The following is a 25,996-nucleotide window of genomic DNA, read 5'->3' as shown; positions in this document are numbered from 1 at the left end:
GATGAAGAACAAAACCCTCATTACAAGTCTGCGCGCCAAACTTGGCAATCTCATTCCCTTGCTCAAACATTGCTCACGTTTCCTTCTCTTTGCTCTAAAAAATGTGCCAACTTTTGATAATTTCTTTATTCGTTGGATGCGTTTCTATCAACAGTGAGTCTCAACTTCAGTTTTACATCAACCCCAGCCATCCACCGCCGGAGATGGGGATGACCGAAACCGCCGCGAACTTTATATCTTTTTATAACTTCCTTGACTATGCGGTTTATGAAGGGCTGGCACCACTTAAACTAAACGGGCCTTTATATCGCTTTGCCAAGTTACTCCTCTGGGACATTTCAAATATAAACTGGTTGGGAACTGTTGTCCATGAACTTGGACACGGACAGCGGGCCGTGGAAAATGGATGGAGCGTTGGTTATTACATCCCGTATAACTACCTGCCTTTTTCTCCTTGGCTTGGGTTACGGAGCGCATGGACATTTGAAGTATGGGATGTTGAGTCAGATAGTAGTAAATCTGGGGAAGAAGAAAGGGCAATGTTTACAGTTGGAGGTTTGGAAGCAGAAAGAGTGGCGGCGCGATTTCTCAGAAAGAAGTTTTATGGAATATCGCCGGTTAGGGGTACAGATTTTCTCTGGGCAGCGCTTTATGAACAAGGGACATCATTTTATGTCCTCAAGACAAAGATAGGTGATGGGGGCGATGTCTCGAATTGGTTGTGGGATATGGTTGCCCTCAAGACTGACGATTCTATTCCATCCTTTGATGAAAGAGAGAAGCTTTACCGAAATATCCGAAAAGAGTCGTGTATTTTTTCCCTGCTTAATCCACCTTTTTATCAGTCCTTGTATTACACGTTCAAGTTGTTATTTTTAGATTCGGTTCAGGTGAAGGTTGCGATGTTTAAAATTGGGAAAGTTCAGATTATGCCCGCATTTTCATACGGACTGACTTCACTCGGTACAGAACGGTATTTTGAGGTGTACTGGCGTGGCGACTCGCTATTTGGCAGTGGTTATATTGGCCACCTCTGGCGGATTTCCCAACCGGATGCAATCTGTTCTGGAGTTTATGTGGGAAATATTCCTTATGATAAAGTTCGGTTCTCTTTTGACCTCCACGGTTGGACAGGAAGACCATGGGGTTGTGCTCTGGAAACAGAGGTGGGAATAATCACCGCCAAGAGCATCTTACTAATTGCCGCAGGTGCTAAAACCACGGGGTATCTTCAAGGGTTGCCATATAACGCAACCGCTTGGCTCAGATTTGGTTTGAAAATATTATTGTAATGGAGGGATTGGCTTACTTGGTTTCGACCTACGCGGTGCGTTTCTTCATCTGTTACCTGACCCGATTGGCAAATATTTTTTCTGATTTATTTTAAGAGTACTTTTTCCTTTTGGGTATTACTGATGGCATCGTCGCTTTGTTTGTCCGTAAAGATGCCGGCGACTTGACAAAACAGGTTTTTTGCTGTATATTTTTACAGAGTCTACGATGACGAGTCTACTCTACTCTTTCTATCCTGTGATTTCTGGTTTTACAACAAATCCGGTGAGGTGATTGGTGGCAGGGTGCGCCTCCGGTCCAGAATTGGGCTGGAGTTAAACTTATTTAATGTGGCAACAAGAATAAAAAGTAAGGAGGTTTAAGATGAAAAGGGCACAAACTTTGATAACAATTCTCTTTATCCTGCCACTGCTCATCTATGCCGAAGAGGGCTTTTTCACCCGGAATGTAATGAGAAAGGACACAATACAACAAGTTTCTGGTTATATTGAATGCTGGCGTGCAAACAACCAGTCACCAAGTCCAGAACGGTACGCCACCTTGGCCTACAACCCTATGTCTCCCACCTATCCCGAATACCTTCACTGGTGGAATGGCGGAGAACCGCCGCTTGATTATGGCTGGGACTACACATTTATTGGCTGGCGTCTGGAAAATAACGATACTTTATTTTCCGACTACACCGACTGGACATCATATCCGGATAACACGGTCTGTGACACCTTTGACCTGTACCTTCAGTACCCAACCACAAGACCAGCGATTCCACGAAGACAATGATTGAAAAGTAAAAGTGAGGTAAATGTGACAGTTCTCTTAATTGTTTTAATTTCCCTTACCCCAGTCAATAGGCAAGAGTTAAACACGATGTTTCATCCGCAAATCGTCTGGGACCCTGAAACCTGCCTGACCGCGCCCCCTTATAACAACCCCCTTGAATGTCCTTATAACCCGATTGTTGTCTCTCCGGATGGTCAGATACACATCGTCTGGGGTTCTTACCGTACCAGCGACCCACTACAACCTCAGGTTTATTACAAGCGGTTTGTTCCTGATGTGAGCTGGACTCCGGACACCTGCATCAGCGCCGATTTGGCGCAATGGCACAAATGCTGCTATCCGGAGATTGCCTGTGACTCGCAGGGCAACATCCATACTGTCTGGCAGGAGTATCGTGGCTATCACATCTGGTATAAGATGCGCCGGGCTGATGGTGTCTGGGACAGTGTGTCAACTTTAATCTCGGTTGGTTCGGGCACACTACCACGGGGAGGGGTTCTTGTTTCCTGCAGTCCGGATGGTCATATTCATACGCTCTGGAAGGAGTCTTATCACCTTTACGGCACCTGGCTTGTGTATCGGGAAAAGGTTGGCGGGGTTTGGCAGCCGCCTCTTGTTCTGGACAGCGTTGGTCCTGATTCGGGAATTGCTTTACCTTATTTGGCTGCTGGACCTGACAATCGGGTCCATGTGGTTTATCTACTTCAGGGTGGCGGCATCAGCAGATATATCTATCGCTGTCGGAATGGCACGGTCTGGAGTCCAAGGGAGTTGATTCACGCTGGAGCCGATACCTTCCCCACCAGTGAAGTCCCATATTGGCTGCGAGTCAATCCCTTCACCGGTGAATCACATATAATTTTTTATCAAAGCGGTGGCAGTTACCACTCCTGGAGGTCTAATGGCATCTGGCAGCCAAGAGAAACACTGTATATAACAGGCGGTGACACAATAGGTGGATGCGACAACTTCACATTTACCAGGAACGGAATTGGTTATGGTATATTTTTTATGGGAATCCTTACCCGACATGTTGTTTATTACTGGTATCGTGAGCGGAACAGGAATGGTGAGTGGGGTCAAAGGTATTTAGTAAGACCGGGTGATTCCCTTCACCGCTATTATTTCTCCGGTTTTACGAGCGGTGGTGATGGACCAAACCCAGACCATCTATATTTTATCTGGAATATGACGGGCGCGAACAGTGGCGATACCTTCCAGATTTACTTTAAGCATGGTGCGCCCGGTCCGCAGGGGAGGAGTTGGAAAGAGCGGGTGCAGTCCGGTTTTACAGCGCTTAAAGTTAGTCCAAGAGGAGAATGTGAGTTCAATTTGAAAAGGGTGGGCTTTGTCCGGCTGGGTGTTTATGATGTTATGGGCAGGCAGGAGCGGTTGCTTGTTGCTGGATATAAAGAGCCGGGCAGATATATGGTCAAACTCCCGGATGATATAGCTTGCGGGGTGCACTTTATCCAACTTGAGGTGCCTGATACAAGAGTGGTGAAAAAGGTGGTGCTGGTGCGATAGAAAGAGTGATGTTCGCAATTAGGACAAATGAATTTTAACGGTAGAATTTAGCAAAAATAGTTTTGCCCTGCGATAGTTCCCTCAAAACAAAGCCATTTCAAAGAGATTATTTTTGAGGTGTGTTGTTTGTTTTGACAACCACCAGCGAATAATTACAATCGTAGTATGAAAGTCAAAAAGGGGATTGCGGTTCTGGCTTCAGGGCGCGGGACAAATTTTGAGGCTTTAGCCCGCAGTTGTGAACGGCCGGACTTTCCTGCGGAGATTAGAATTTTAGTTGTCAATGTGCCAGAGGCTCCGGTCTTGAATCGTGCCGCTACTTTTCGGATTCCAACTGTAACAATTGACCACCGTAACTTTTCCTGCCGTGCGGCGTTTGAGGAAGAGGTAATCAGGGCGCTTGAGCCACATCAAATTGACCTGGTTTGTCTTGCCGGGTTCAACCGGATTCTATCGCAAAAGTTTCTTGAGCGGTATCCGATGCGGATAATGAACATTCACCCTTCGCTCCTGCCCGCTTTTGCCGGTTTACAGGGGATTCAGGTTCATGAAGCGGTGATTAATTATGGGGTGAAAATTACCGGCTGCACTGTGCACTTTGTGACCGCAGACGTTGATTGCGGGCCAATAATCGTGCAAAGGGCAATACCGGTGCGGGATGTGGATACGCCGGAGTCGCTTTCTTTGCGGGTGCTGGTTGAGGAGCATCAGGCATATCCTGAGGCGGTGAGGTTGTTTTGCGAGGACAGGCTGGAAATACAAGGGCGGCGGGTGCTGGTGCGCTCCCGCTAACTACCCGGCTCCGGGTTGCGGTTGTCGGTTGTGGTGCCCAGGCACAACTGGTGCTTATTCCGGCATTGAAGGCAAACCCCTGTATTGAACTGGTGGCGTTGTGCGATAATGATGTCCGGAAGTTGCGTCATCTCGCTTCGTTGCACGGGGTAAAGAGGTATTACACCGACTTTGACCGGTTAAAGGAGGATGAGGAGGTTCAGGCGTTAGTACTCGCAACCCCCAATTATCTGCATGCACCGATGGCGATTGCGGCGATGGAGTACGGTAAGGATGTTTTGTGCGAAATGCCGCTGGCACTCAATTATCACGAGGCGGAGCAGATGGTCGCAGTAGCAGAACGGACCCGGCGTCGTTTGATGCCCTGTCTGGTGACCCGTTTAAGGCCTGATGTCCAGACCGTCAAGAACTTTGTTGACGGTCGGGAACTGGGCAAGGTGTACTATTGCAAGACAGGCTGGCTGCGTGGTCGCGACTCCTGGTCACCAACAGGCTGGTGGTATGAGCCGCGGCGCGCCGGTGGCGGTGCGTTCTTAACGCTTGGTTCGGCGTTGCTTGATTCGGCACTCTGGGTTTTGAAGCCGGCAAAACCGGTGCGGATTTATGGTGTGGCGGCAAAGCGAAATGCCCGTTCTGCGGTGGAAGACACTGCATTTGCCTTAATCAGGTTCGATTCCGATGTGGTTTTGACGGTTGAGGTGGGCTGGAGTTTGTTGATGGAGCGGGACTTTGTCTATTTCAATCTGTTTGGCACTTCGGGTGCAGCGTTGTTGAATCCGATTACCATCAACAAGGAGATGCATGGCAGGCTGGTGAACATCACACCCCAGATTCCGGAGAAGGGGCTTTTGCGCGAGGCGTACAGGCGGTTGATTGAACTGTGGGTCGATGCGCTTTTACAGGATTTGCCACCGGCGGAAACCGTTGCCGATGCCCTGACAATTTCCCGGATTACGGATGGTTTTTACCGGTCTAATGCTTCCGGTCAAGAGGTAGAACTTACTGAAGAAAGGAAGGCACCATCCGCCGGTTCCTGATACTTTTTTCCGCGGCACTTTGTCTGGGCTTGGCGTTTGCACCATTCCCGTTGCGGTTTTTAGCGTTTTTTGCGTTGATACCGCTCTTCTGGATAATAGAAAAGGGCAGCAAGGTGTTTTTCTGGGGCTGGCTTTTTGGATTTTTCGCTGCGGGGTTTCATCTCTGGTGGCTATGGTTTCTGGTTGTACCGGTGCAGCTGATAACCCGGCTGTTACTGAATATCGGCGTTGTTTTGCTGTTTGGCTATCTCGGGCTCTATACGGGTGTGTTTAGCATTCTGGTGCGGCGGTTCGGGTTGTGGTCAGCACCGCTTGTCCTGCCCCTGCTTGAGTTTGCCCGTTCCCGAACCCAGATTGCCTTTCCCTGGGATTTGCTCGGTTATGCAATGACCCCTTACGTACCTTTTATTCAACTGGCAGCACTGGGTGGGGTTTATCTTGTTTCTGCCTGGGTGGTGCTGGTGAATCTGTTGATTTATCGCCTGCTTTTTTCCCGGCAAAGGATAGGTTATGCTCTCGGTCTGGTTGTTGCTTTTTTAATTCCATTAGTGTACAGTCGCGCACATATCAAGCCACTTGCGCCCTGGTTTCGGGTGGCAATTGTCCAGCCAAATGTTTCACCGTTTGATAAGGGTGATTGGGATTCCAGGGAGCGGATTCAGTCGGACTTGATTCGGTTAACAAAAGAGGCGGCAAAGGATACACCCGATTTGGTGATTTATCCTGAGACGGCAACACTGGTCGATGTTTTGCATTCAACAACGATGGGACCGGCACTGCGGGCGCTTGCCGACTCATTGAACATTGAGATATTTACCGGTACCCCGATTTACGATGATGACCATCGCACCTGGCACAATGGTGCGGTCTTAATCCGTCCCGGGGTTGGAATAACCCAGCGTTATTATAAGATGCGGCTGGTGCCATTTTCCGAAAAAATTCCCTATGCCGATGAACTGCCAGTTATCCGGAAGTTGATCGGCACTGCGGATATGGGAAACTGGGACCGGGGCTGGAACTATACCGTGTTTGAGTCCAGGGTGGGCAAACTGTCCGGCCTCATCTGCTTTGAGGCGATATTCCCAGACCTGGCACGGGAGTTTTGCGCAAGGGGTGCAAAACTCCTGGTGGTTGTGACCAATGATGGCTGGTTTGGCACTTTGCCCGGTGCTCATCAGCATGCGGAACTGGCGGTAATGCGCACCGTGGAAAATGGGGTGCCGATGGTTCGTTCCGCAAACAACGGCATCTCATTTATTATTGACCCGTATGGCAGGGTTATCAAAAAGACAAAACTGTTCATTCAGGATGTGCTCATCGGTCAGGTGCCGCAGGCGATTGGTCCGACATTTTACCGGCGGTTCGGGGACTGGAGTTTGATAATCTATCCGATAGGCATTCTTTTGGGTCTGATTATGCAGCGGCGTGGGCGACGCCGTTTGCGGGAACGCCGGGCGATTTTTGCTCGCCGGATGTGAAGTGGAACCATTGAATTAAAATAGGAGGTCTTATGAGAATAGTTTTTATGACTCTCCTTCTTGCAATAATCGTGGCCAGTTTTGCCGATGTACCAGAGAGGCAGGAGGGCGTGATTCGTACACGCTGGGTTGAGGTGGAAGACGAAAACGGTAGAGTGCAGATTGACATAACCGCAGAGGAGAATGAACCTGATATTTTACTCTATGATAGTGATGGTGATGGTATCGTCGTGTTGAACAAAGACCAGGACACCACTGGGCTCGAAGTTTACAACAGGGAGGGAAAGATGCGATTGAAGATTTCAGCCCGGTACATCGTAATATTCGGAGATGATGCAAGAGAGCGGCTTCGATTAACGAAAGAGGGGTTTCGCTGTATGATGAAAAGGGTAAACTGGTTTTCTTTTTGGGTAGTAACCTGGGGCTTTTCGGGGGAAGATGGTAAGTTGAAGTTGCGATTGAGAGCAAAGTAGTTTTTTAAATTTTTCGCCAACGGTTCGGGCTTGTCGCTCTTTTGGGGTTAAACGAAGCATTGGACAGAAGAAAAAAACCGCGGTAAAATTTACAATCTACCATTTATTGTGAAAGGAGTTAGAATGAAGATGTTTTTTGTATTGGTTTTTTACTGGAGTGCAGTAGGGGCGCTCAATTTACCCGAGGCGGGCATGACTCCGGCTCAGGCGGTGCCTTTTGAGACGATTAAGGATTTGGCGTTGCGCAAGGCAGCGGCCGAGTGGCGCGGCTGTCGTTTAGGTGTGGTTGTGCCCTATGTGGACGAGAACGGTTATACCGCGGGCTATATGTTTCATTTCCGAACCGATGGCAAGGAGTTTCCTGATTATGAACAGGTGGTGGAGGACATTTTTGCCGAGCGGGAAAACCTCACAGTTAATACCGATTTGACCCGCTGGCGCTCAAATTATGCCCATGTTTTAATCTCCGCCCGCTACGACCGGGCGCCGATAGTTTGCTATGGGTATGGAGCATCGGAGTTCTACGCAATCGGGCGTGAAGGGCAAAGGCGGGCAGAGGAGGTTCTTGGTACGCCGGTTTTCCTTTCCCGGATTTACTTTGTTGCGCCAATGACATTTCTGGAGTTTTCCAGTTCAAACGGTGATAGGGTGATATTCAGTAACCATTTTGAACGGATGTGGCGCTCCCGCGCAGAGTTTGTCAACGATATCCGGCAGCAGAAGACGGCGGCAGGGGTTCAGGATGAAGACCCGGTCGCAGCGGCTCATTACCGGCAGGAGTGGGAACAAGTGCTCCAGAGGGACTTTTCTCAGTTCAATGAGGTGTATGTCCCGAATGCAGGACGGGCGCCGTTTTATGACTGGAGTTATGGCTGCACACCTACTTCCGCAGCGATGGTTTTAGGTTACATTGACCGAACTCAGGATTATGGTCGGCTGGTTGACTGGTTCTGGCAGCGATGGGATATGGTGGAAGGCGAATGGGACAAGCAGATTCCCAATGTTCAGCGGGAGTGCGCCTTAAGGATGTTCACCGATACAACAAGCGGTGGAACATATCTTGGTGCAATAGCCCAGGGGCTCTACCTTGTTGGCTATGACAATGGCTACGACTTTGAGATGGTTGAGGATTATGGCTCTTCAGGCAATGACTGGGCGTGGAATACAATAGTAGCCGAGATTGACGCTGGTTATGCCTTTGTCTGGTCGGCAATCTGGGCGATTCATTCACTCGCTGCGTATGGCTACCGGACACCGGATAAGGACCTTTATGTTCATAACACCTGGTGGACACCGGCTGAATGGTGGCATTACTCAGGAGATGGTCAGTCCCATGTTGCTTCGCCCCATCCGCGCGGCGGCGATGCCCACAAACTTGAGGTACGTTACCCGATGGGCGATACATTTTACAACTCCTTTGGCAGAGGTGAGGTTTTACAGGTCGGGGATACGATTGATGTCCGCTGGGACAACTTTGGCAACCCCGGAACCTGGGTGGCGATGGACATTTCTTTCAACGCGGGCAAAACCTGGTCGCTTCTTGACAGTGTTCCTGATACCGGTTTGTATCGCTGGTATCTCAATCCAACGCTGGTTCCTTGCGAGTCGGTGCGGTTGCGGTTCCGGCAGTATCACAATGGGGTGTTGACCGCAAACGATGGGACATTTGGTTGTTTTCGGTTGATTCGGGAACCGTTACCACCGACTCTGCTTTCCCCGCGTGCCGGCTCGCAGATTCTTAATCCACCGGTTGTGCTCCTGGTTGATACCACCCTGCGTAATGTTGACAGTTTTTGTTTCCGGGTTTATTACGGTTTGAGTGACACCATCTGGCGGGAAACAAAAACCGTGCCCTACTGTTCGCTCCCTGATACGATTTTCGTCTATAATCGCAGTTACAAATGGACCTGCAAAGCCCACAATCGGTTTGGCTGGGGTGCGTTTTCGGCACCGGCAGACTTCCGGATTAGATTTAACCCCGGAGTGGAAGAAAGACCGGACCAGCGTGCTCACAGTTTCTGGTCAGGACCGACGGTTCGGGCATCGAAGGCGGGCAGGATAGAATTTGGTTCAATCTCGGGGACTGAAGTTGAGATATACGACGCCACCGGGAAATTGGTGCGACCTCTGCCGGGACAGGGTTCGGGGAGTGTTTACTGGGACCTGACCGACGAGAAAGGTATTAGGGTATCGACAGGTTTATACTTTATTCGGGTCCGCGGGCAAGAAGCGGCTGGAACCCGAAAGTTGATTTTGCTAAACTGAAACTGACGTTAGTACTGGTCGCCGCCGTTGGTTAGCTTCTTTTCCATATCATCGGCAGCGCTTGCCACAGTAAATAGATAAAGCGAGAGCAGTTTCTTAATGTTCTCAGCGTCATAAACCATTTTGAATATCACATACGATTTACCCGAAGAGGATGTATTTATTTGCCAGAATCCGACCAAATTCTCGGAGTTGTCTTTTAACAACATATTGGCAATTTCTGCTGATAACGGACCTTCACAGCAGAAGACAGGAGACCAAATTTCCAGAACATCGTTTGCAAGAAAACTCTCTGTTTTTGAGTCAATAAATACCAATTGGGTACGCCCATCGACAGAAAATTCCACAGGAAATTCCAACTTGAATGTACCATCTTCGGTTATGGTGTATGATGTTTCCATGGAGTCGAGTTGTGCTTTAATCCACTGGCTGCAGTCCTTACCGTATGATGGATACAGCAAAGAAATTAGCAGGATTACACAGAGTGGCATTAACCGTTTCATACCTTTCCTCCTGTTACTCTTTTTTTCCCACATTACGGAAAGGCTCAGGACAACTGGACCCTGGCGTTTCGGTAAATGCAGGTGTTAGATTTTACCCCGGAAAAGGTTGATGTCAAGGTTGACATCCGGTAAAATTTGATTTATCAATAAGTTTTGAGATAATAACTATAATGAACGACGGGATGTTAATCACAAACTGTGGTCAGATTCTGACGCTTACTGGTTCGGAACTGGGCATAATTTACAATGGGGCGGTTCGCATCCGGGGCGAAAAGATTGTTGAGGTGGGTACGGATTTACGACTTCAGGCTGGTGAAGAGGTGCTCGATGCGAAAGGATGTGTAGTTTTACCGGGTTTTGTTGACCCGCACACCCATCTGGTTTTTGGTGGCTGGCGGGCAGACGAGTTTGAGATGCGACTGGCAGGAAAAAGTTACAAGGAGATTGCTCAGGCAGGGGGCGGAATTTTGTCCACGGTGCGCGCTACCCGTCAGGCATCCGAAGAGGAACTTTACACAAGGGCGCTCGAGTTTGTGAAAGAGATGGTTTCCTGGGGCGCAACTGCGGTGGAGGTGAAGTCGGGCTATGGTCTGGACACAGAAACCGAACTTAAGATTTTACGGGTGGCACAGCGGCTGGGGCAGATGGGATTGGTTGAGATTGTACCAACATTTCTCGGTGCCCATTCGGTGCCCACAGGGGTCGCAAAGCAGGATTATGTGCGGTTAGTAATTGAAGGGATGTTGCCAGCAGTTGCTAAGGCTGGGCTGGCACGGTTCTGCGATGTGTTCTGTGAGAACTTTGTGTTTGACGCGGACGAGAGCCGCCAGATTCTTCAAGCCGGTAAAGAGTTTGGTTTGTTACCCACGATTCATGCCGATGAGATTGAGTCTTCGGGTGGCGCTCAAGTTGCGGCTGAAGTCGGGGCAATTTCTGCCAGCCATCTTTTAAAGCCTTCTGATGCTGGACTTGAGGCAATGGCAAAAGCCGGGGTGATTGCGGTGCTTCTGCCCGGGACCTGCTTCTTTTTACAGGACACGCACAAACCACCGGTGAGAAGAATGCGGGAATTAGGGATAACTATTGCACTGGGCAGTGACTTTAACCCGGGTTCTTCGACGCTTCTGGCTCCACCTCTGACATTGCAGCTGGGCTGTATTCACTACGGCTTGAGTATTGTTGAAGCGATAAGAGGGGTAACAGTCAATGCGGCGCGGGCATTGAGACGGGATTTAGAAATCGGTACGATTGAACCGGGTAAACGGGCGGACATCGTTATTACCGATGTTCCTGACTATCGGCATCTTGCCTACCGGTTGGGCCACAACCCGGTGCGGGTCGTGATTCATACGGGTAAAGTCATTTATCAAAAAGGAGAAAAGAATGAATAGTTTATGTTACTGGGAAATCCCATCAACCGATATTAAACGGTCGGCGGAGTTTTATGCCCGATTGTTTGGCTGGAAGATGAGCGAGTCAGGCGAAAACTATATTATGTTTGATGTCGAAGACGGAATCGGGGGCGGGATTTATAAAGTATCGGAAATGCCGGAACCGGCAATTGATGTTTATATCAAAGTGGCGGACATCCCGGCGACGCTGAAGAGAGTCGAAGAACTGGGCGGGAAGATTGAGAGACCCAAAACTGAAATCGGCAACGAGTTCGGGTATTACGCTTTTTTCCGCGACCCGTGCGGTTGTCGGATTGGCATCTGGGCAAAAGAGTAAAAATGCTTTCTAAGTCTTTTGTCTTTTATTCAAAGGGTTTTAATTTCTGCTGAGCCGATGATACCGGCTACTCGCCTTCTTCCTGGTTTGGTTTGTAGTCGATACCCGGAATCCAGAGGTTCGGGCTTTCGACTTCAGTTGATTCGGGAGAAGGAGCGGGTTTTCGATAGTGGAGATAGAGGCGCCAACCCAGCCAGAAAAGTCCCGCGAGAATCAAGAGGAACAGGATAGTGTTTCCGATTCGGCGATAACGGCGTTTTGCCCGTTCCAGTTCTTCAAACTCAACCCGGCTCAGGTCTTCATCAAATTTATGTATTTCAATTTTTCCCTTTGGCATTGGATTATTATATGCAACAACTGGATTTAATGTCAACTGTCACGCCTCTGACAGGATTCTGGGTTATGGGAATTGAGTTGCGAATCAGGGGTTTAAGATCCAGCGGTTAAAGGCGTTGAGCCATTCCGGGGTTAGTTTGCCCCTGGTTAGTGCCTTTTCAAGGCTGGTGCGAGCGGTTTCCAATTCAATTGGCTGCCAGCGATGCCAGCGGGTTGTGCCATAGTTCTTTAGCGCATCGATAACAACGCTATTTTGTCCGGTAAGTTCGGCGACAGTCCCGAACTGTTTTTTAAGTTTTTTTGCCTTGTCGTAGAGCAGTTTGAAAAGTGCCGGGTAACGGTAGTCACGGGCAATGTGATGGTCAAGGATTAATGTTTTAAGCGCCGGCAGGGATAGAATGCGACAGAGGTTGATGATACTTTTTAACAGGTCGATGTCGGTAACAGGGTCACCTTGCAAAAAACTGGGGTAGCCATCAATCACCGCTTGCTGGGGGTTGAGCTGGCAGATTGCTGTCGTAACCTCATCATCAATCGGTCCGGCGACATCGGATGATATCAAAACAGACTCTTTGCCCCTTCGGACATCGGTCATGATTACCTTGCCCGGTTCCGCTTGTGCCTTGCCGTGCCAGAGGGGAGCGGAGAAGCCAATTTCGGTTTTCTTAAACTTGAAACGTCTGCCATCTGCCCAGATGATTTCTTTAGGTAAACCGTCAATCGTCTGGAAAAAGCGGCGCGCAGTTTCCTGCTGTTTTTTGGGAAGGTCGTTAATCGCCTTGGCAAATATGACCTTTCCTGAATAGATTTCCGGGTCCCGGTTATCGATGAAATGGTCGAGATGGTAGTGAGAAATTATTAGAATTTGGGAGCGGACACAGGATTCGCGGACCAGTTGCTGGAATCGGGTTAAAAGTTTCAGGCGCTGTTCTTCGGGCAGGGGAAATTCGTCGGTCTGTGCTGAGACTCCAGGGTCGATGGTTGCCACAATATCAGGGGTTTCGATGCGGGTGCACATCCCTTTTACACCGAGGGAGTCAAAGGCGATGCAGTGCAGCGTAAGGGCAGGACCTTCGCGAATAATAACCGGGTCGGTGAACTTCATCGAAGGAAGAGTAAGAGAATATAATAGAACGCCGGAATGGTGAATAAGAGGCTATCGATTCGGTCTAAAAAGCCACCGTGCGCTCCAAGGATGGTGGAACTGTCTTTTGTTCCCACCGCTCTTTTGAAGAGCGATTCAAACAGGTCACCGGCTTGAGCGATGGCGCCCAGCACGGCTCCTAATAGTACGGCAATGCCGGCTGAATACCGGCAAAATGGTGCCAATTTGGGTAGCCACAAGCCGCTGAGGATACCGGAGAAAACGATTCCCGAGAAGAAACCTTCTACTGTTTTGTTGGGGCTGAGGAGCGGTGCGAGTTTATGCCTGCCAAAGAGTCGTCCCAGGGCGTAAGCGGCGGTATCATTGGTCCAGGTTAATATCAGAGGAAAGAGGGTGAGCCATGGTGACAGGTTTTTATCCTGGACGACGCTGCGGATGAGAATCAGGTGCGATGGTAGAAAGCCAAGGTAAATCAGGGTGAAGAGGCTGTAGACCGGGATGCGGGGCAAGGGCTGACGCTGGGTTGTAGCCCAGAGGAAGACAATTGCGATGGGTGCGATGAGGAATTGGGGTAAAAGTTTAAAATGGGCAGCAAGGGCAATTGTCAGGTTAAGAAAGGTGAGCAACCATAGATTCAGATTGATTTCGGCAATGCGCAAAAGGTTAACGAACTCCACCGTTGCCAGAAGAACCCAGATGATAACGAGAATGGTGAGGACTTCGGGTCTGGTGTAAAGGATGATGCCCGCCACCGCCACGGCAAGAGCCGTGCCGATAACGATTCGACCGGCAAGACTATTCTTCTTTAATACGGCCAAAGCGGCGTTCCCTTCTTGAGAACTCCTCAATTGCTTCAATTAGTTGCTTGCGCCGGAAATCGGGCCAGAGGGTTTCGGTAAAATACAGTTCCGCATAAGCGAGGTGCCAGAGGAGAAAGTTGGATATGCGTTTTTCGCCACCGGTGCGAATCAGGAGGTCGATGTCGGGTAGTTCCGGGTCATAGAGGAAACGACGAAACTGGTCTTCGGAATCGGGTGGGGTGGCGATTGTACCCTTTTTACCCAGTGCCCAGATACGCTGGCAGGCGTCGATTATTTCGGTTCTTCCCCCATAACTCAAAGCGATGGTAAATGTCACACCGGTGTTGTGTTGGGTATCAGCCATAAGCGCACTTACTTTTTTCTGGACCGTTTCGGGAAAGTCGGTTAACCGGCCAATGGCACGAAAGCGGACATTGTTTTTTATCATATCATCCCGCTGTTCATCTACCGCCCGGTCAATCAATTTTATCAGGTTGTCAACTTCTTTCTTGGGCCTATACCAGTTCTCGGTTGAGAATGTAAAGACGGTGAGAAAGCGCACGCCAATCTCACCGCAGGTCTCAACAATTTCACGCAAAGCCTTTACGCCCTGGCGATGACCAAAGGTGCGCGGTAGTCCCCGGCGTTTTGCCCAGCGGCCATTGCCGTCCATTATTGCGGCGATGTGAACCGGAATACGCAGTTTAGTCATTATCCTGTTTTTGTTTGACTTATCGGAACGGGCTGAGGCGTCTCGTGTTTACCGCTCCATTATTTCAGCCTGTTTTTTCTCAAGCAGTTCATCAACCTTTTTTATGAACTCGTCGGTAATCTCCTGGATTTTCTTCTGGGCGAGTTTGGCGTCGTCTTCGGAGATTTTCTTCTCCTTTTCCAGTTTTTTTGCCTCTTCGTTGAAATCACGGCGTACCGCCCTGATGGCGACGCGGGTATCTTCGGCAAGTTTGGCGCAGAGTTTGCCCAGTTCCCGGCGGCGTTCTTCGCTGAGCGGTGGGATGGGAATGCGGACGAGATTGGCTTCGACCTTTGGCGTAAGTCCAAGCTCGGCTTTGAGAATCGCCTTTTCAATCTCAGGCAGAATCGTGCGGTCCCAGGGTTGAACTACCAGTTGTCGGGGCTCAGGGACCGAAATGTTGGCAACCTGTCTTAAAGGCGTCGGCGTGTTGTAGTAGTTTACTTTGATGCCATCGAGAATCGCCGGATTGGCACGGGCGGTACGGATACGGGCGAATTCACCGGCAAGTACTTCGAGCGCTTTTGTCATCTTGGCACGACATTCGTTGTAAAGTTTTTCTAACATACACAACTCCCGATTTTTTTACCTCCGATTATTTTTAGAATAGCATCAGGTTGACTGATGTCAAACACGACAATGGGAATTCGATGTTCCCGACAGAGGGCAAATGCCGTCTGGTCCATTATCTTTAGTCCTTCGGCTAAAGCCTTTTCATAGCTAAGGCGGGGGTAGAATTGTGCGTTCGGGTCCATCTTGGGGTCAGTGGAAAAGATGCCCGGGACATTGGTTCCTTTGAGGATAATTTCCATTTTGAGTTCCAGGGCGCGCAGAGCAGCCGCCGAGTCGGTGGAAAAGAATGGGTTTCCAGTGCCTCCGGAAAGGATGAGAATTTTACCTTCTTCAAGGAGTAGTCGTGCCCGGGCGATGTTGTACTGGGGGACAAATTTTCCCACCGGGAAAGCGGCAAGATGACAGGTTGGGACCTTCTGTTTCAGTCGTTCGGTAAGAATAATGCCGTTTATTACAGTGGCGAGCATCCCAGATTGGTCTGCAGCAACCTGGTCCAGTTGCCGGGCACTGCGGCCGCGGATGATATTACCACCGCCCAGAACTACTGCCAGTTTTACCCCTTTTTTGTGAGCCCGGCTCAACTGACGCACGAGGTCGGCAACAAGCGCCTCACGCTCGAAACATTCGCCGGACAGTTTTAAAAGGACGCGGTGGTAGCGGCTACTCACCCAGTTTGAACCGGGCGAAACGTCGGATGACGATGTTTTCGCCGAACTTGGCGATGTTTTCTTTTAGATAGTCACCGACAGTTTTTTCCGGTGCTTTAACAAATTGCTGCTCCAGAAGGCACACTTCAGCGTAAAACTTCTCGACCTTGCCCTGAACAATTTTTTCGACAACCGGTGCCGGTTTTCCAGTCTGGGCGGCCTGTTCCTGATAGATGCGTTTTTCCCGTTCAATCACTTCCTGAGGTACCTGAGTGCGATCGATGGCGATTGGGTCACAGGCGGCGATATGCATTGCAATGTCCCGGACAAAGCGCCGGAATTCCTGGTTGCGGGCAACGAAGTCGGTTTCGGTGTCAACTTCCACTAAAACGCCAAGTCGCTCCCCGGGGTGAATGTAGGCATCAACAACACCCGCCGCCGTAGGGCGTTCTGCCTTTTTCGCTGCTTTGGCGATGCCTCTTTTGCGTAAAATTTCAATCGCATGGTCAATGTTGCCCTGCGCCTCTTCCAGCGCAGTTTTGCAGTCCATAACTCCGGCACCGGTTCGGCGGCGCAGTTCGACAACTTTTTCCATCGGTTGAGCCATACTCATACCTCCCTTGATTGTTCCTCTGCCCCCATACCTTCAGTTTCAAATTGTTTTTTGCCTTCCATTACCGCATTGGCGATGATGCTTGTCACCAGTCTGATGGAGCGCAGCGCATCGTCATTCCCCGGTATCGGATAGTCAATCAGTTCCGGGTCGCCATTGGTGTCAATCAGGGCGATAATCGGAATTTTCATCCGACGGGCTTCTGCCACGGCGGTGGCTTCCCGTACCGGGTCGACAACAAATATCGCTCCGGGCAGCCGGTCCAGTTGCTGGAGACCGGCGAACAGTTTTGCCAGTTTCCGGTACTCCCGTTGCAGGCGCAGCGCCTCTTTCTTTGTGGCATTGAGCTGCGGTTGATTGAGCAACTGCTCAAGTTTTGCCAGTCGGCTAATACGGGTGGCGATGACCTCAAAGTTGGTAAGGATGCCGCCGACCCAGCGTTCGGTAACATAGCAGGAGTTACAGCGTTTTGCCTCTTCTTCGATTATCGGTTTTGCCTGGGGTTTGGTGCCGACGAAGATAATCTCTTTGCCGGATTCGGTTATCGAACGTACGACATCGTAGGCGGTGCGTAACCGCTCGAGCGTCTTTTCGAGGTCGATGATGAAGATACCATTTCTTTTCCCGAAGATGTAGGGTTTCATCTTCGGGTTCCAACGCCGGGAGTGATGTCCGAAATGGAGCCCGGCTTCAAGTAGTTGTTTAATGTTTAACGTTTGGTCCACTGGAACCGCTTCCTTCTTTTTGCCAATCCATACTTCATTCTTTCTTTTTCTCGCGGGTCGCGCTTTAGCAGCGCTGCCGCCTTAAGCTGGGCGCGCAGTTCCGGGTTGTAGGTCAACAATGCCCGTGCCGCACCCAGCGCTACCGCTCCAGCCTGAGCGGATAATCCGCCGCCTTCTACGGTACATTTGATTCCAAATGTACCACGAGTGCCGGTTATCTCAAGGGGCGCGAAAGCCACGCGCACCAAGTCGTTGCGGCCAAAGTAGGTTTCAAACGGTTTGCCATTGACCGTGCTTTCCGTGGTGCCCGGGATAAGCCGGACTTTGGCGACGGCGGTTTTGCGCGAGCCAGTTGCAAAGTATACTTGGTTCATATTATTCTATGGTTACCGGTATAAGTTTCTGTGCCTGGTGAGGATGCTCAGCACCGACATAGATGTGGAGACGGCGAATCCGTTTTGCCTGAAGGCGGTTTTTCGGTAGCATGCGGCGCACCGCCAGTTGCAGAGGACGGGTGGGAAATCGTTCAACCACCTGCCGGTAGGTTCGCACCTTCAGTTTTCCCGGCAGGGTGGAGTGTCGGTAGTACATCTTCTGCTCTGTTTTATTACCGGTTAACCGAATACCGCCGGCGTTGATTACCACCACATGGTCTCCAGCATCGATATGCGGGGTGTAGTTCGGGCGGTGTTTGCCCATAAGCAGGCGGGCGATGCGGGTTGCCAGCCGGCCCAGAACCTGCTTGTTGGCATCAATCAGATACCATTCGCCTTTTATTTCCGACTTTTTTGCTATCGAAGTTTTCATCGTAACAATCTTTATACCAGAAATATTACCCTTTGTCAATCTTTGCCTTGTTGAAGCCCAAACGCCACTTTTAGGTTTCAGAAGGGGATGTCATCGAGCTGGTCTTTCGGGATGTCGGGTTCTTCATCAACGGGTGGAATGGCGTCGATATCTGTTTCCTCGGGACCGGGTGCGGCACTGCGGTCGAGAATCTGCACATTGCGTCCGTAGATGTTGACCTCACTCCGTTTTTCACCGGTTGGGGTTTCCCAGCTGCGGCTGCGTAACTCACCATTGATCAATACCGCGGTTCCCTTTTTGAGCCGTTCACTAAGGCGCTCTGCCAGTTTTGCCCAGATAGTAACACTGAAGAAGTAAGTTTCGTCTTTCCAGTTTTCGTCGTTCTCTTTGAAGCGGCGGTTGACCGCAATGCGAAAGGAACAGACCGGCGTGCCCTTGGGCGTGTAGCGGAGGTCGGCATCAGCGGTGAGTCTTCCCATAATAATCACGGTGTTGAGATAGCCGAGCCGCAGATTGCCTGAACTGTTACGGGATTGTTCATTCATTGGACACCTCACCGGGTGTGGCAGCTTCGGATGGAGCCGAAGCGCCGGGCTGGGTTGCTGGTTCGGTGCCGGCAGGTGGATGGGGCAGACGGAAAAATGACAACCGGAGAATCTCCTCGCGGTGCATCAGGTCCTGGCGAACCTTTTCCGGTAGGTCGGCAGGACCAAGAAAGGTGATGAAGAAGTAGATGCCTTCGCGGTGTTTACGAACCGGATAGGCGAGGGCGCGGCGTTCGGTGCGAATGTCGTAGAACTTCCCGGCACCGTGGTTTTTCAAGAGGTTAACCAGCTCCTCTTGAAGCCGCTCTCCATCTTTTTCCGAGAGGTTGGGGTTAACGATTAATGTTAGTTCATAATTGTTCACAGGTCCTCCTTTTTATTTAAATCTGATTAACAGGACATCGCCGTCCTGTATTTGATAATTTTTTCCTTCAATTTTCACCTTACCTGCCTCATGGGCTGTTTTGAAACCACCCGCGGCAACAAGGTCCTGATAGGATACGACCTCCGCTTTGATAAAACCCTTGCCAATGTCGGTGTGAATCATATAGGCGGCTTCAAGCGCAGTGGTACCACGGGGCGCAGACCAAGCACGTGACTCTTCGCCTTTGACCGTGTAGAAACGGATGAGGTTCAATGCTGCGAAACATTGACGGACGATGCCCGCTGGTCCTTCGGGCGCAAGGTTGAGACTGGAACGCAACTCGCGTTTGTCTGGTTCTGGAAGTTCGGCAATCTCCTGTTCCAGGGCAGCAGAGAAGAGCAGGTTGGTGCGAGTGGCAAGCCGGGGGAATTTATTGGGGTCGGCAGGCTGTTCATCGCTGCAGTTGATACAGTAGACAACCGGTTTGAGGATAAACAGGTTGAACTCTTTTACCACCTGTCTTTCCTCGGCGGTGAGCGGCGGTGCGTCAAAACCCTGGCTGAGTGCCGCGCTTAATTTCTCGAGTGCTGAAATGAGGGTGTCTCTTTCCGGTGTTGCCGGCTCTTTGCGGGCGCTGGCAAGGCGGCGTTCGACAATTGCGAGGTCGGCGAGCGCCAGTTCGCTTTCCACAACCGCCACATCCCGTTCCGGGTCCACGGTGTCAAAGATATGGGTGATGTCAGGGGCGGTGAAATTGCGCACGAGGTGGAGGATGAGATGCGACTCCCGGATGTGGGCAAGAAATTTGTTGCCCAGTCCTTCACCCTGACTGGCACCTTTTACCAATCCGGCGATGTCAACAAAGTCGATGTGCGCCGGTGTGACTTTCCGGGGTTTTATTATCCGGGCAAGCGTTTCCAGCCTTTCATCCGGGACGGTTACGACTCCGACATTCTTTTCAATCGTGGTGAAGGGAAACAGGTCAACGCGGGCATGGGCACCGGTCAGGATGTTAAATAGCGAAGTTTTACCGACATTGGGTAAGCCGACAATTCCGACCTTCATAATCCCTCGGTAGAAGATGTTTGCCGGGTTAGTTCACACGGGGCAGGGGCGTTAATTCGATTCATCGCCTTTTGTAAGCCATCGGTAACCACGGAGATGCAGGCGTTAGCGGCACGTTCGAGGATTTCGGGCAGGAGTTTTGTTTCCTCCGGAGTAAAGGGCGAAAGGACATATTGTACCGCATCCATTCCCTGCGGGGCACCGATGCCGATGCGCAGACGGGGAAAGTCGTTTCGGTTCAGGTGATAGATTATTGAGGCAAGGCCTTTGTGGCCACCATCCGAACCTTTGGGCCGCAGCCGGAGCATGCCAAAGGGCAGGGCAAGGTCATCGACGACCACAAGGAATTCATCGGGCTGGGTTGTTAGTTGTTCCTTGACCACGACACCCGATTCGTTCATATAGAGGAGTGGTTTGACCAAGATTAGTTCGCTTTCACCACAGCGGGCACGTGACAGGAACCTGCCTGGTTGGTGATGGAACTTTACACCCAGACGTCGGGCAAGCGTATCAAGGGTCATAAACCCGATGTTGTGCCGCGTCTGGGCGTAACGCGTTCCCGGGTTCCCCAGGCCGAAGATGGTCATCTTACTTTTCCTTCTTCTTTTCCTCTTTTTTCTCCTTCTTTTCCTCACCCGCCTTACCTTTCTCTGGGGTCGCCTCTTCTTCACCTTCCTCTTTCTTCTTTTCCTTAATCACTTCGGGTTCCGCCACGGCTTCAGTGGGCGCCGGGGTTTCAATTGCCGCGGCAAGTTTACGAGGTGTAAGGATGGTGACGATTGCCGATTCAGCCGGCAGGAGAAATTCAATTCCTTCGTACTTCAGGTCGGAGATGTGGATTGAGTGTCCCATTTTCAGGTTGGTGATGTCGATGTCAATATGCTCGGGGATTTTATCAATAGTTGCCCGCACCGGGATTTCGTGGAGCAGGAGTTCGAGCATCCCACCCTGTTTTACACCAATGGCGGTGCCGTGGAGCAGAACCGGTACATTCATCGTAATCTTCTCATCGGCGTGAACCTTCTGGAAGTCGATGTGGAGGAAGGTGTTGTTGATCGGGTTGCGCTGAATCGTTTTGATGACACAGCGGACAACACCCTGACCGTCAATTTCGAGGTCAACAATCGGCGTACGTCCTTTCAAATCGCGGAGTACCTGCTGAAATTCGTGGGCGGACAGGGTCAGAAGCGTTGACGGGTCGCCGTGGCCATACATTACTGCGGGCAGCTGTCCTGCCCGGCGCATTTTGCGCACTTTTGATTTTCCAGTTTCAAGTCTGATTTTTGCCTTGATTTGTGCCATAACTCTCCTTTATATAAAAAGTGAACTTACCGACTCCTCGCGGTGAATTCTTAAAATTGCTTCCGCCAGTAACGCGGAAACGGAAAGCACCTTGATTTTGGGATGGTTCTTTTCCGGCGGTTGGTAAATGGTGTCGGTTATCACCACCTCGGTAAGTGGTGATTCACCGATAAGTTGTACCGCATTACGGGAAAAGATACCATGGGTTGCGGTGGCACTGACCGAACGGGCGCCAGCGTTGAGCAGCGCCGCAGCAGCGCGGAGTAAAGTGCCACCGGTGTCAATCATATCGTCAAAGATGAGCGCATCCATTCCGTCAACATCACCGACCACCCGCAGCGCCTCGCTCTGGTTCGGAGCGGCGCGGCGTTTGTCGATGATGGCGATGGGAATCTTGTCTCCCAGGCGTTCGGCAAAGCCTCTTGCCCGATTTGCCCGACCGGTGTCGGGCGCAACCACAACAAGATTTTCGGTCCGGGAGGCAAAATGTTTAACCAAAACGGGCGTGGAAAAGAGATGGTCTACCGGGATGTCAAAATACCCCTGAATCTGGTCGGCGTGCAGATCCATCGTCAACAGCCGGTCGATACCGGCACGGGTTAACAGATTGGCAATCAGTTTTGCCGAAAGCGGAACCCGGGGTTTGTCTTTTCGGTCCTGTCGGGCATAACCGTAATAAGGGATAACCGCGGTGATACGGCGGGCTGAGGCGCGCTTCAGGGCGTCAACCATCAGAAGTAGTTCGAGGATGTTGTCTCCAGGCGGCGGGGTCGGTTGAAGAACAAACACATCTTTACCTCGAACATTCTCATTGATGGTGATACGGATTTCACCATCGGCAAAGTTAGTTATCTCAGCGGCACCGAGAGGAATATCAAGATGCCGGGAAATCTTTTCTGCCAGGGGCCGGTTTGCCCGTCCCGAAAACAGTTTCAACTCTTCTGCCATCCTTTCCTCCCGCAACCGGGTTTACGGTTTAGTACGCTGGGGTGGAAGGAGTCGAACCTTCACGCCAGGATCCAAAGTCCTGTGTCCTGCCAGTTAGACAACACCCCAATTGTTGCGGCAATTCGGTCTTGACCGGGTGAAAATTGCGGAGAAACTAGCGAGTTCTCGTTTCGTCAACTTCAACACGGCCATCGGGTCAGGTCCTATAAACAGGCCATAGACCGTACTGCCGGAACCGGACAGGCTTGCCGCACAGGCGCCTTTTTTTAAAAGCAGGGCTTTTGCCCGTTTCAGTTCTGGAAACCGGCGGCAAACTACCGGTTCAAAACTGTTGTAAAGTTGCGCTGCGACCCCTGCCGGTTCATTGCGCCTCAACTTTAACGCCAGTATTTTAGGGGAAATCGGCGATGGTGTCAAATGTCGCCGTTGCCGGTCAAGAGCCTGATAAGCCCAGGCGGTATTGATGCCAAATTTGGGGATTAAGAGCATGAAGTTCAACAGGGGAAGGCGGATTTTTCGTAGCCGTTCGCCTCTGCCCCGGGCAACACAGGCGGAACCGCGCAGAAAAAATGGGACATCACTGCCCAGCTGGGAAGCAAGGCGGTGCAGGGTTTTCGGTGCGATGGGGAAATCAAACAGCGCAGACAGCCCGAGTAGTACGGCAGCGGCATCGCTGGAACCACCACCAAGGCCGGAACCGGGTGGGATGCGCTTGTGGATTTTAATGGAACAGCAGGGCGGGATTTTTATTTGCCGAAAAAACAGGTTTGCCGCCCTGTATGCAAGGTTCTGTTCCGGCGTGATGTTTAACTGGATGCCCGTGATTTTCAATGTGAGTCCGGAGCGGTTCTTTTTAATTTGCACCGTATCCCCGAATTCAAGCGGTACCATAGTGGTCACAATCTCATGAAACCCGTCGCTTCGCTTCTTGCCAACCCATAATCCAAGATTGAGTTTCGCCGGTGCTAAAAGTGTGACCTGTTCCATCTATTTTCCGATAAATGTGGTCTTTGGGTCAAACTTCCAGTCCGGGTCAAAGAAGCCGGCAGCCCGAACTCCTGCCCAGCCGTACCTTCTTACCCGGCGGTCGAAAACCAAAAAGTCAGGGATTGCGGTGCCGGAACCGATTACACCCCAGAAAAAGGACAGTTTGGTTGATTGCGGGTCAGTGCCCATCCGGATAAGGACAAGTTTTTCCGGGTTGAGCGGATTGGGATAGGAGAGAACAACCGCAACACTTTCTTCTTGCAGACCGGGTAGAGAAGAGCGCAGTTTGCCATCCCTGACGGTTAGCGGCAACTGCTTGGCAATGCGGCTGGTGAACCGGTTTTCTTCTGGTCCGCCCAACAGAATCAGGTTACGGTTCAAGGGGATGGGTGCGGTGTCCGGGACGATTTCGGTGTTGCCGTTGCCAATTAAAAACCAGCGCAGCGCCTCCTGATTTGCCGCGTGATGCAAAAAGTCAGCAACTTCGGGATTCTGTGTGCCATACACGATGGTAAACGGCTTCATCATTACCTGTTTTGCCGGACCGTAAAGTTCCGGGGTTTTGTGAAGTTTTGCGGTTCGAATTGGACCTATTTTCCAGCCGTGCCGGGTTTTATGGACGACGATGGTACGGGGAAGAGTTAGATTGGCGAGCACAGTTTTGCCGTCAATCTCCAGCCGGATGGTGCCGGAGAAAAACAGTTGCTGGTCAAAGTTGAGGGTTAACTGCTTGATGTTTGCGGTGAAAAGTTTGACCACTGAGTCGGTGGCAAACCCTTCAAGGCAGGCGTCGTAGCCAACATTTTCGACCCGGTCGATTTTTACCCAGTAACAGGAGTTAGACTGAGCGATGTCCGCGGTGCGGAATCTGATGTGCCTGGGACCTTGGTTTCGGCGGGTTTGCTTTAAGAAGCGCATCAAACTGGTGTCGTCAACACAGACCGTGCCATCCTCATAACTCCACCAGTGTTTCTGGCCAGGTACCTCTTTATACTCGTAGTTGTAGTTAAGGGCATCGAGCCAGAGGGCAAAGTTTCGTCCGTGCAGGGCGGGTACATTGTCATCATCGCCACCGTGAAGGATAAAGACCGGCAGGTTCCGGGCGTTTTCCAGAAACGCCGGGACATTGTCGGGTCGCATTGCCATATCACGCACCATCAGTTTTGCCGGTTCAGCAAAAGTATTGCTCTTTTGCAGGAAGGTTGGTACATAGAGGGGTAAGGAGGGCCAGCCTGCAGCCGGTGCAATCGCGGCAAACTGGTCACAATGGGCAAGTCCGATGTGCCAGGTGCCGTGTCCGCCCATAGAATGGCCCGTCAAAACCACCCGGTCCGGGTCAATCGGGAAACTTTTTTTCGCCTGCTGTAAAACCTCAAGCGCATCCAGTCTGCCCCAGTCCTGCCAGTCAAAACCGTAAGGCCGGCGGTTGGTGGGACAGACAATAAACGCCCAATCTTTGGGCTTGAAACATTCGGCAAGGCCTGACGCCTCAACTCCGGCGCCATGCAGGGAAAGGATTAACCCATAACTTTTTTTCGGGTCGTAATTCTCCGGATAGAGAACCGCATAGTACTGGCACGAGGAGTCAATCTCGGAAAGGAATGTTATTTTGTGGGCTTGGGTGATTTTGCGGGAGCGTAAGGTTATGGTGTCGGTGCGGGTCCAGTTCTGATAATGCAGGGAGATGACCATTGGATAGCCCGCGCTGTCAAAAGGGAGCGGGGGAAGTTGCAGTTTAAGCGCCGGCTTTTTTACACCCTGTGCCGGGATGTTTTTGAGGACGGTGTCGGTTAGAACAAATGTGTCAATCTTCATCGAAACCCGAACTTGGTCAACTGGTTCGGTTGTGGTATTGAGGAGGGGCAGTCCGCACCAGGTGACAAACCCGGAGTCGGCGATGAGGTCGCAGATGGTAATATCTTCGGTTATGGTGATAATCGGTTCGGCAACGGGCACCAACAGGAATCGGACCCGCTGGTCCCCAAAACCGGAAAGGCGCAAAATGATTCGATTTGTGCCCGAGTCAAGAGTCACCGGTACTTTGAACCAGTTGTTGGCATAGACATCACCTATATACCCTTTGCCATTCAAAATAAATCCGCCCAGTTTGGTCGGGACAACAAGAGCCCGGCACCGATTGGGTAGATTCAGTGCGGCATAGGCGTAGCCGGTTGCCATTATGCCGGCAATGCCGTAGTAGTCGGCGATTGTGTCCCAGCGCACCTGCTGGTAATCGGTTTTTAGCCAGCCGGATGAGTCGGCGGTTACTTTGTGCCAGTTTACCACTCCACCCTGAATTAGACTGGAGCGCAGGGTGTCACCTTCCCGGGGCGCAAGGTTAGCAACATCTTCAATCGCTTCGGTTATACCTTCACGCACCCCAACCGAGAACGGACCGCAGACCAGCCATTCTTTAATCACAATCGTGTCTTTTATTGAAGGGATTTCATCTGCCTGGATAAAAAAAGGGCAACACAGGACAATAACAAGGGGTAAAATTTTTCTCATAATCGGATATAGTTTAACCCTGTGATGATGCTGGTCAAGGATAG

Annotated in this window: 29 protein-coding genes and 1 tRNA gene; 10 read left to right on the top strand and 20 right to left on the bottom strand. The window is 50.9% G+C overall.

What is annotated here, in order from left to right; translation table 11 throughout:
* Positions 1-209 precede the first annotated feature (209 nt).
* The 8 genes from HPY86_07035 to HPY86_07000 all read left to right on the top strand — a co-directional run bounded on the left by HPY86_07035 (position 210) and on the right by HPY86_07000 (position 9,645).
* Positions 210-1,292 carry a hypothetical protein gene (locus HPY86_07035; protein ID NPV14669.1) on the top strand — a complete coding sequence of 361 codons (1,083 nt, stop codon included), beginning with the start codon at positions 210-212 and terminating at the stop codon, positions 1,290-1,292.
* A 364-nt stretch (positions 1,293-1,656) separates the two neighbouring features.
* On the top strand, positions 1,657-2,073 hold the full coding sequence (locus HPY86_07030) for a hypothetical protein (GenBank protein ID NPV14668.1): 417 nt from the start codon (positions 1,657-1,659) through the stop codon (positions 2,071-2,073).
* A gap of 87 nt (positions 2,074-2,160) precedes the next feature.
* Positions 2,161-3,600: a hypothetical protein gene (locus HPY86_07025; GenBank protein NPV14667.1), complete on the top strand. Its 1,440-nt coding sequence runs from the start codon at positions 2,161-2,163 to the stop codon at positions 3,598-3,600.
* A gap of 165 nt (positions 3,601-3,765) precedes the next feature.
* The gene (locus tag HPY86_07020; protein ID NPV14666.1) at positions 3,766-4,392 is read left to right on the top strand and encodes a phosphoribosylglycinamide formyltransferase; all 627 of its coding nucleotides are present in this window, start codon (positions 3,766-3,768) and stop codon (positions 4,390-4,392) included.
* Positions 4,338-5,429, top strand: coding sequence for a Gfo/Idh/MocA family oxidoreductase (locus HPY86_07015; GenBank protein ID NPV14665.1), 1,092 nt, complete (start codon positions 4,338-4,340; stop codon positions 5,427-5,429). The genes HPY86_07020 and HPY86_07015 overlap by 55 nt, the downstream gene beginning before the upstream one ends.
* Before the next feature lie 29 nt (positions 5,430-5,458).
* Positions 5,459-6,907 carry an apolipoprotein N-acyltransferase gene (gene lnt / locus HPY86_07010; GenBank protein ID NPV14664.1) on the top strand — a complete coding sequence of 483 codons (1,449 nt, stop codon included), beginning with the start codon at positions 5,459-5,461 and terminating at the stop codon, positions 6,905-6,907.
* A 32-nt stretch (positions 6,908-6,939) separates the two neighbouring features.
* A complete protein-coding gene (locus tag HPY86_07005) occupies positions 6,940-7,380 on the top strand; it encodes a hypothetical protein (GenBank protein ID NPV14663.1) in 441 nt (146 codons plus the stop codon).
* A 123-nt stretch (positions 7,381-7,503) separates the two neighbouring features.
* On the top strand, positions 7,504-9,645 hold the full coding sequence (locus HPY86_07000; protein NPV14662.1) for a hypothetical protein: 2,142 nt from the start codon (positions 7,504-7,506) through the stop codon (positions 9,643-9,645).
* Between the two features lie 8 nt (positions 9,646-9,653).
* On the opposite strand, the gene HPY86_06995 is transcribed toward HPY86_07000, so the two are convergent.
* Entirely contained in the window at positions 9,654-10,148 is a 495-nt protein-coding gene (locus tag HPY86_06995) for a hypothetical protein (protein ID NPV14661.1), read from the bottom strand.
* 170 nt (positions 10,149-10,318) lie between these two features.
* On the opposite strand from HPY86_06995, the gene HPY86_06990 reads away from it, so the two are divergent.
* Together HPY86_06990 and HPY86_06985 are read left to right on the top strand one after the other, a co-directional pair.
* Positions 10,319-11,539, top strand: a complete 1,221-nt coding sequence (locus tag HPY86_06990; protein NPV14660.1) for an imidazolonepropionase — start codon at positions 10,319-10,321, stop codon at positions 11,537-11,539.
* A complete protein-coding gene (locus tag HPY86_06985) occupies positions 11,532-11,876 on the top strand; it encodes a VOC family protein (protein ID NPV14659.1) in 345 nt (114 codons plus the stop codon). The genes HPY86_06990 and HPY86_06985 overlap by 8 nt, the downstream gene beginning before the upstream one ends.
* Before the next feature lie 67 nt (positions 11,877-11,943).
* Here HPY86_06985 and HPY86_06980 read toward each other — a convergent pair whose 3' ends face one another.
* From HPY86_06980 to HPY86_06890, 19 genes are all read right to left on the bottom strand, one after another.
* On the bottom strand, positions 11,944-12,213 hold the full coding sequence (locus tag HPY86_06980) for a hypothetical protein (GenBank protein ID NPV14658.1): 270 nt from the start codon (positions 12,211-12,213) through the stop codon (positions 11,944-11,946).
* Between the two features lie 84 nt (positions 12,214-12,297).
* Positions 12,298-13,317: a hypothetical protein gene (locus HPY86_06975; protein ID NPV14657.1), complete on the bottom strand. Its 1,020-nt coding sequence runs from the start codon at positions 13,315-13,317 to the stop codon at positions 12,298-12,300.
* Positions 13,314-14,135 (bottom strand): phosphatidate cytidylyltransferase, encoded by an 822-nt coding sequence (locus HPY86_06970; protein NPV14656.1) that lies wholly within the window; start codon positions 14,133-14,135, stop codon positions 13,314-13,316. Before HPY86_06970 ends, HPY86_06975 begins: the two co-directional genes overlap by 4 nt.
* Positions 14,113-14,829, bottom strand: a complete 717-nt coding sequence (gene uppS, locus HPY86_06965; GenBank protein ID NPV14655.1) for a di-trans,poly-cis-decaprenylcistransferase — start codon at positions 14,827-14,829, stop codon at positions 14,113-14,115. Before uppS ends, HPY86_06970 begins: the two co-directional genes overlap by 23 nt.
* Positions 14,830-14,877: 48 nt before the next feature.
* Positions 14,878-15,435, bottom strand: a complete 558-nt coding sequence (gene frr / locus HPY86_06960; protein ID NPV14654.1) for a ribosome recycling factor — start codon at positions 15,433-15,435, stop codon at positions 14,878-14,880.
* Complete coding sequence (locus HPY86_06955; protein ID NPV14653.1) at positions 15,429-16,109, bottom strand: uridine monophosphate kinase; 681 nt, start codon at positions 16,107-16,109, stop codon at positions 15,429-15,431. Before HPY86_06955 ends, frr begins: the two co-directional genes overlap by 7 nt.
* Entirely contained in the window at positions 16,102-16,695 is a 594-nt protein-coding gene (gene tsf, locus HPY86_06950) for a translation elongation factor Ts (GenBank protein NPV14652.1), read from the bottom strand. Before tsf ends, HPY86_06955 begins: the two co-directional genes overlap by 8 nt.
* A 2-nt stretch (positions 16,696-16,697) precedes the next feature.
* Positions 16,698-17,426 carry a 30S ribosomal protein S2 gene (rpsB, locus tag HPY86_06945; GenBank protein NPV14651.1) on the bottom strand — a complete coding sequence of 243 codons (729 nt, stop codon included), beginning with the start codon at positions 17,424-17,426 and terminating at the stop codon, positions 16,698-16,700.
* A complete protein-coding gene (gene rpsI / locus HPY86_06940; GenBank protein NPV14650.1) occupies positions 17,411-17,800 on the bottom strand; it encodes a 30S ribosomal protein S9 in 390 nt (129 codons plus the stop codon). The genes rpsB and rpsI overlap by 16 nt, the downstream gene beginning before the upstream one ends.
* A gap of 1 nt (position 17,801) precedes the next feature.
* Positions 17,802-18,233, bottom strand: a complete 432-nt coding sequence (gene rplM / locus HPY86_06935) for a 50S ribosomal protein L13 (GenBank protein NPV14649.1) — start codon at positions 18,231-18,233, stop codon at positions 17,802-17,804.
* Between the two features lie 77 nt (positions 18,234-18,310).
* Positions 18,311-18,778 carry a single-stranded DNA-binding protein gene (locus tag HPY86_06930; GenBank protein NPV14648.1) on the bottom strand — a complete coding sequence of 156 codons (468 nt, stop codon included), beginning with the start codon at positions 18,776-18,778 and terminating at the stop codon, positions 18,311-18,313.
* A complete protein-coding gene (gene rpsF / locus HPY86_06925) occupies positions 18,771-19,142 on the bottom strand; it encodes a 30S ribosomal protein S6 (protein NPV14647.1) in 372 nt (123 codons plus the stop codon). The genes HPY86_06930 and rpsF overlap by 8 nt, the downstream gene beginning before the upstream one ends.
* 12 nt (positions 19,143-19,154) lie before the next feature.
* On the bottom strand, positions 19,155-20,207 hold the full coding sequence (ychF, locus tag HPY86_06920) for a redox-regulated ATPase YchF (GenBank protein NPV14646.1): 1,053 nt from the start codon (positions 20,205-20,207) through the stop codon (positions 19,155-19,157).
* On the bottom strand, positions 20,204-20,794 hold the full coding sequence (locus HPY86_06915; GenBank protein ID NPV14645.1) for an aminoacyl-tRNA hydrolase: 591 nt from the start codon (positions 20,792-20,794) through the stop codon (positions 20,204-20,206). The genes ychF and HPY86_06915 overlap by 4 nt, the downstream gene beginning before the upstream one ends.
* 1 nt (position 20,795) lies before the next feature.
* Positions 20,796-21,509, bottom strand: a complete 714-nt coding sequence (locus HPY86_06910; GenBank protein ID NPV14644.1) for a 50S ribosomal protein L25 — start codon at positions 21,507-21,509, stop codon at positions 20,796-20,798.
* A 9-nt stretch (positions 21,510-21,518) separates the two neighbouring features.
* Entirely contained in the window at positions 21,519-22,457 is a 939-nt protein-coding gene (locus HPY86_06905; GenBank protein NPV14643.1) for a ribose-phosphate pyrophosphokinase, read from the bottom strand.
* Between the two features lie 36 nt (positions 22,458-22,493).
* Positions 22,494-22,565: transfer RNA gene (locus HPY86_06900), tRNA-Gln, on the bottom strand.
* Entirely contained in the window at positions 22,551-23,444 is an 894-nt protein-coding gene (gene ispE, locus HPY86_06895; GenBank protein ID NPV14642.1) for a 4-(cytidine 5'-diphospho)-2-C-methyl-D-erythritol kinase, read from the bottom strand. The genes HPY86_06900 and ispE overlap by 15 nt, the downstream gene beginning before the upstream one ends.
* A complete protein-coding gene (locus HPY86_06890; protein NPV14641.1) occupies positions 23,445-25,952 on the bottom strand; it encodes a prolyl oligopeptidase family serine peptidase in 2,508 nt (835 codons plus the stop codon). It abuts the gene before it with no gap.
* Positions 25,953-25,996 lie beyond the last annotated feature (44 nt).

Source organism: candidate division WOR-3 bacterium (assembly GCA_013177935.1).
GTDB lineage: Bacteria > Hydrothermota > Tepidihabitantia > Tepidihabitantales > Tepidihabitantaceae > Tepidihabitans.
The sequence above is the reverse complement of the archived record's forward strand: the minus strand, read 5'-3'. Positions and strand labels throughout refer to the sequence as shown.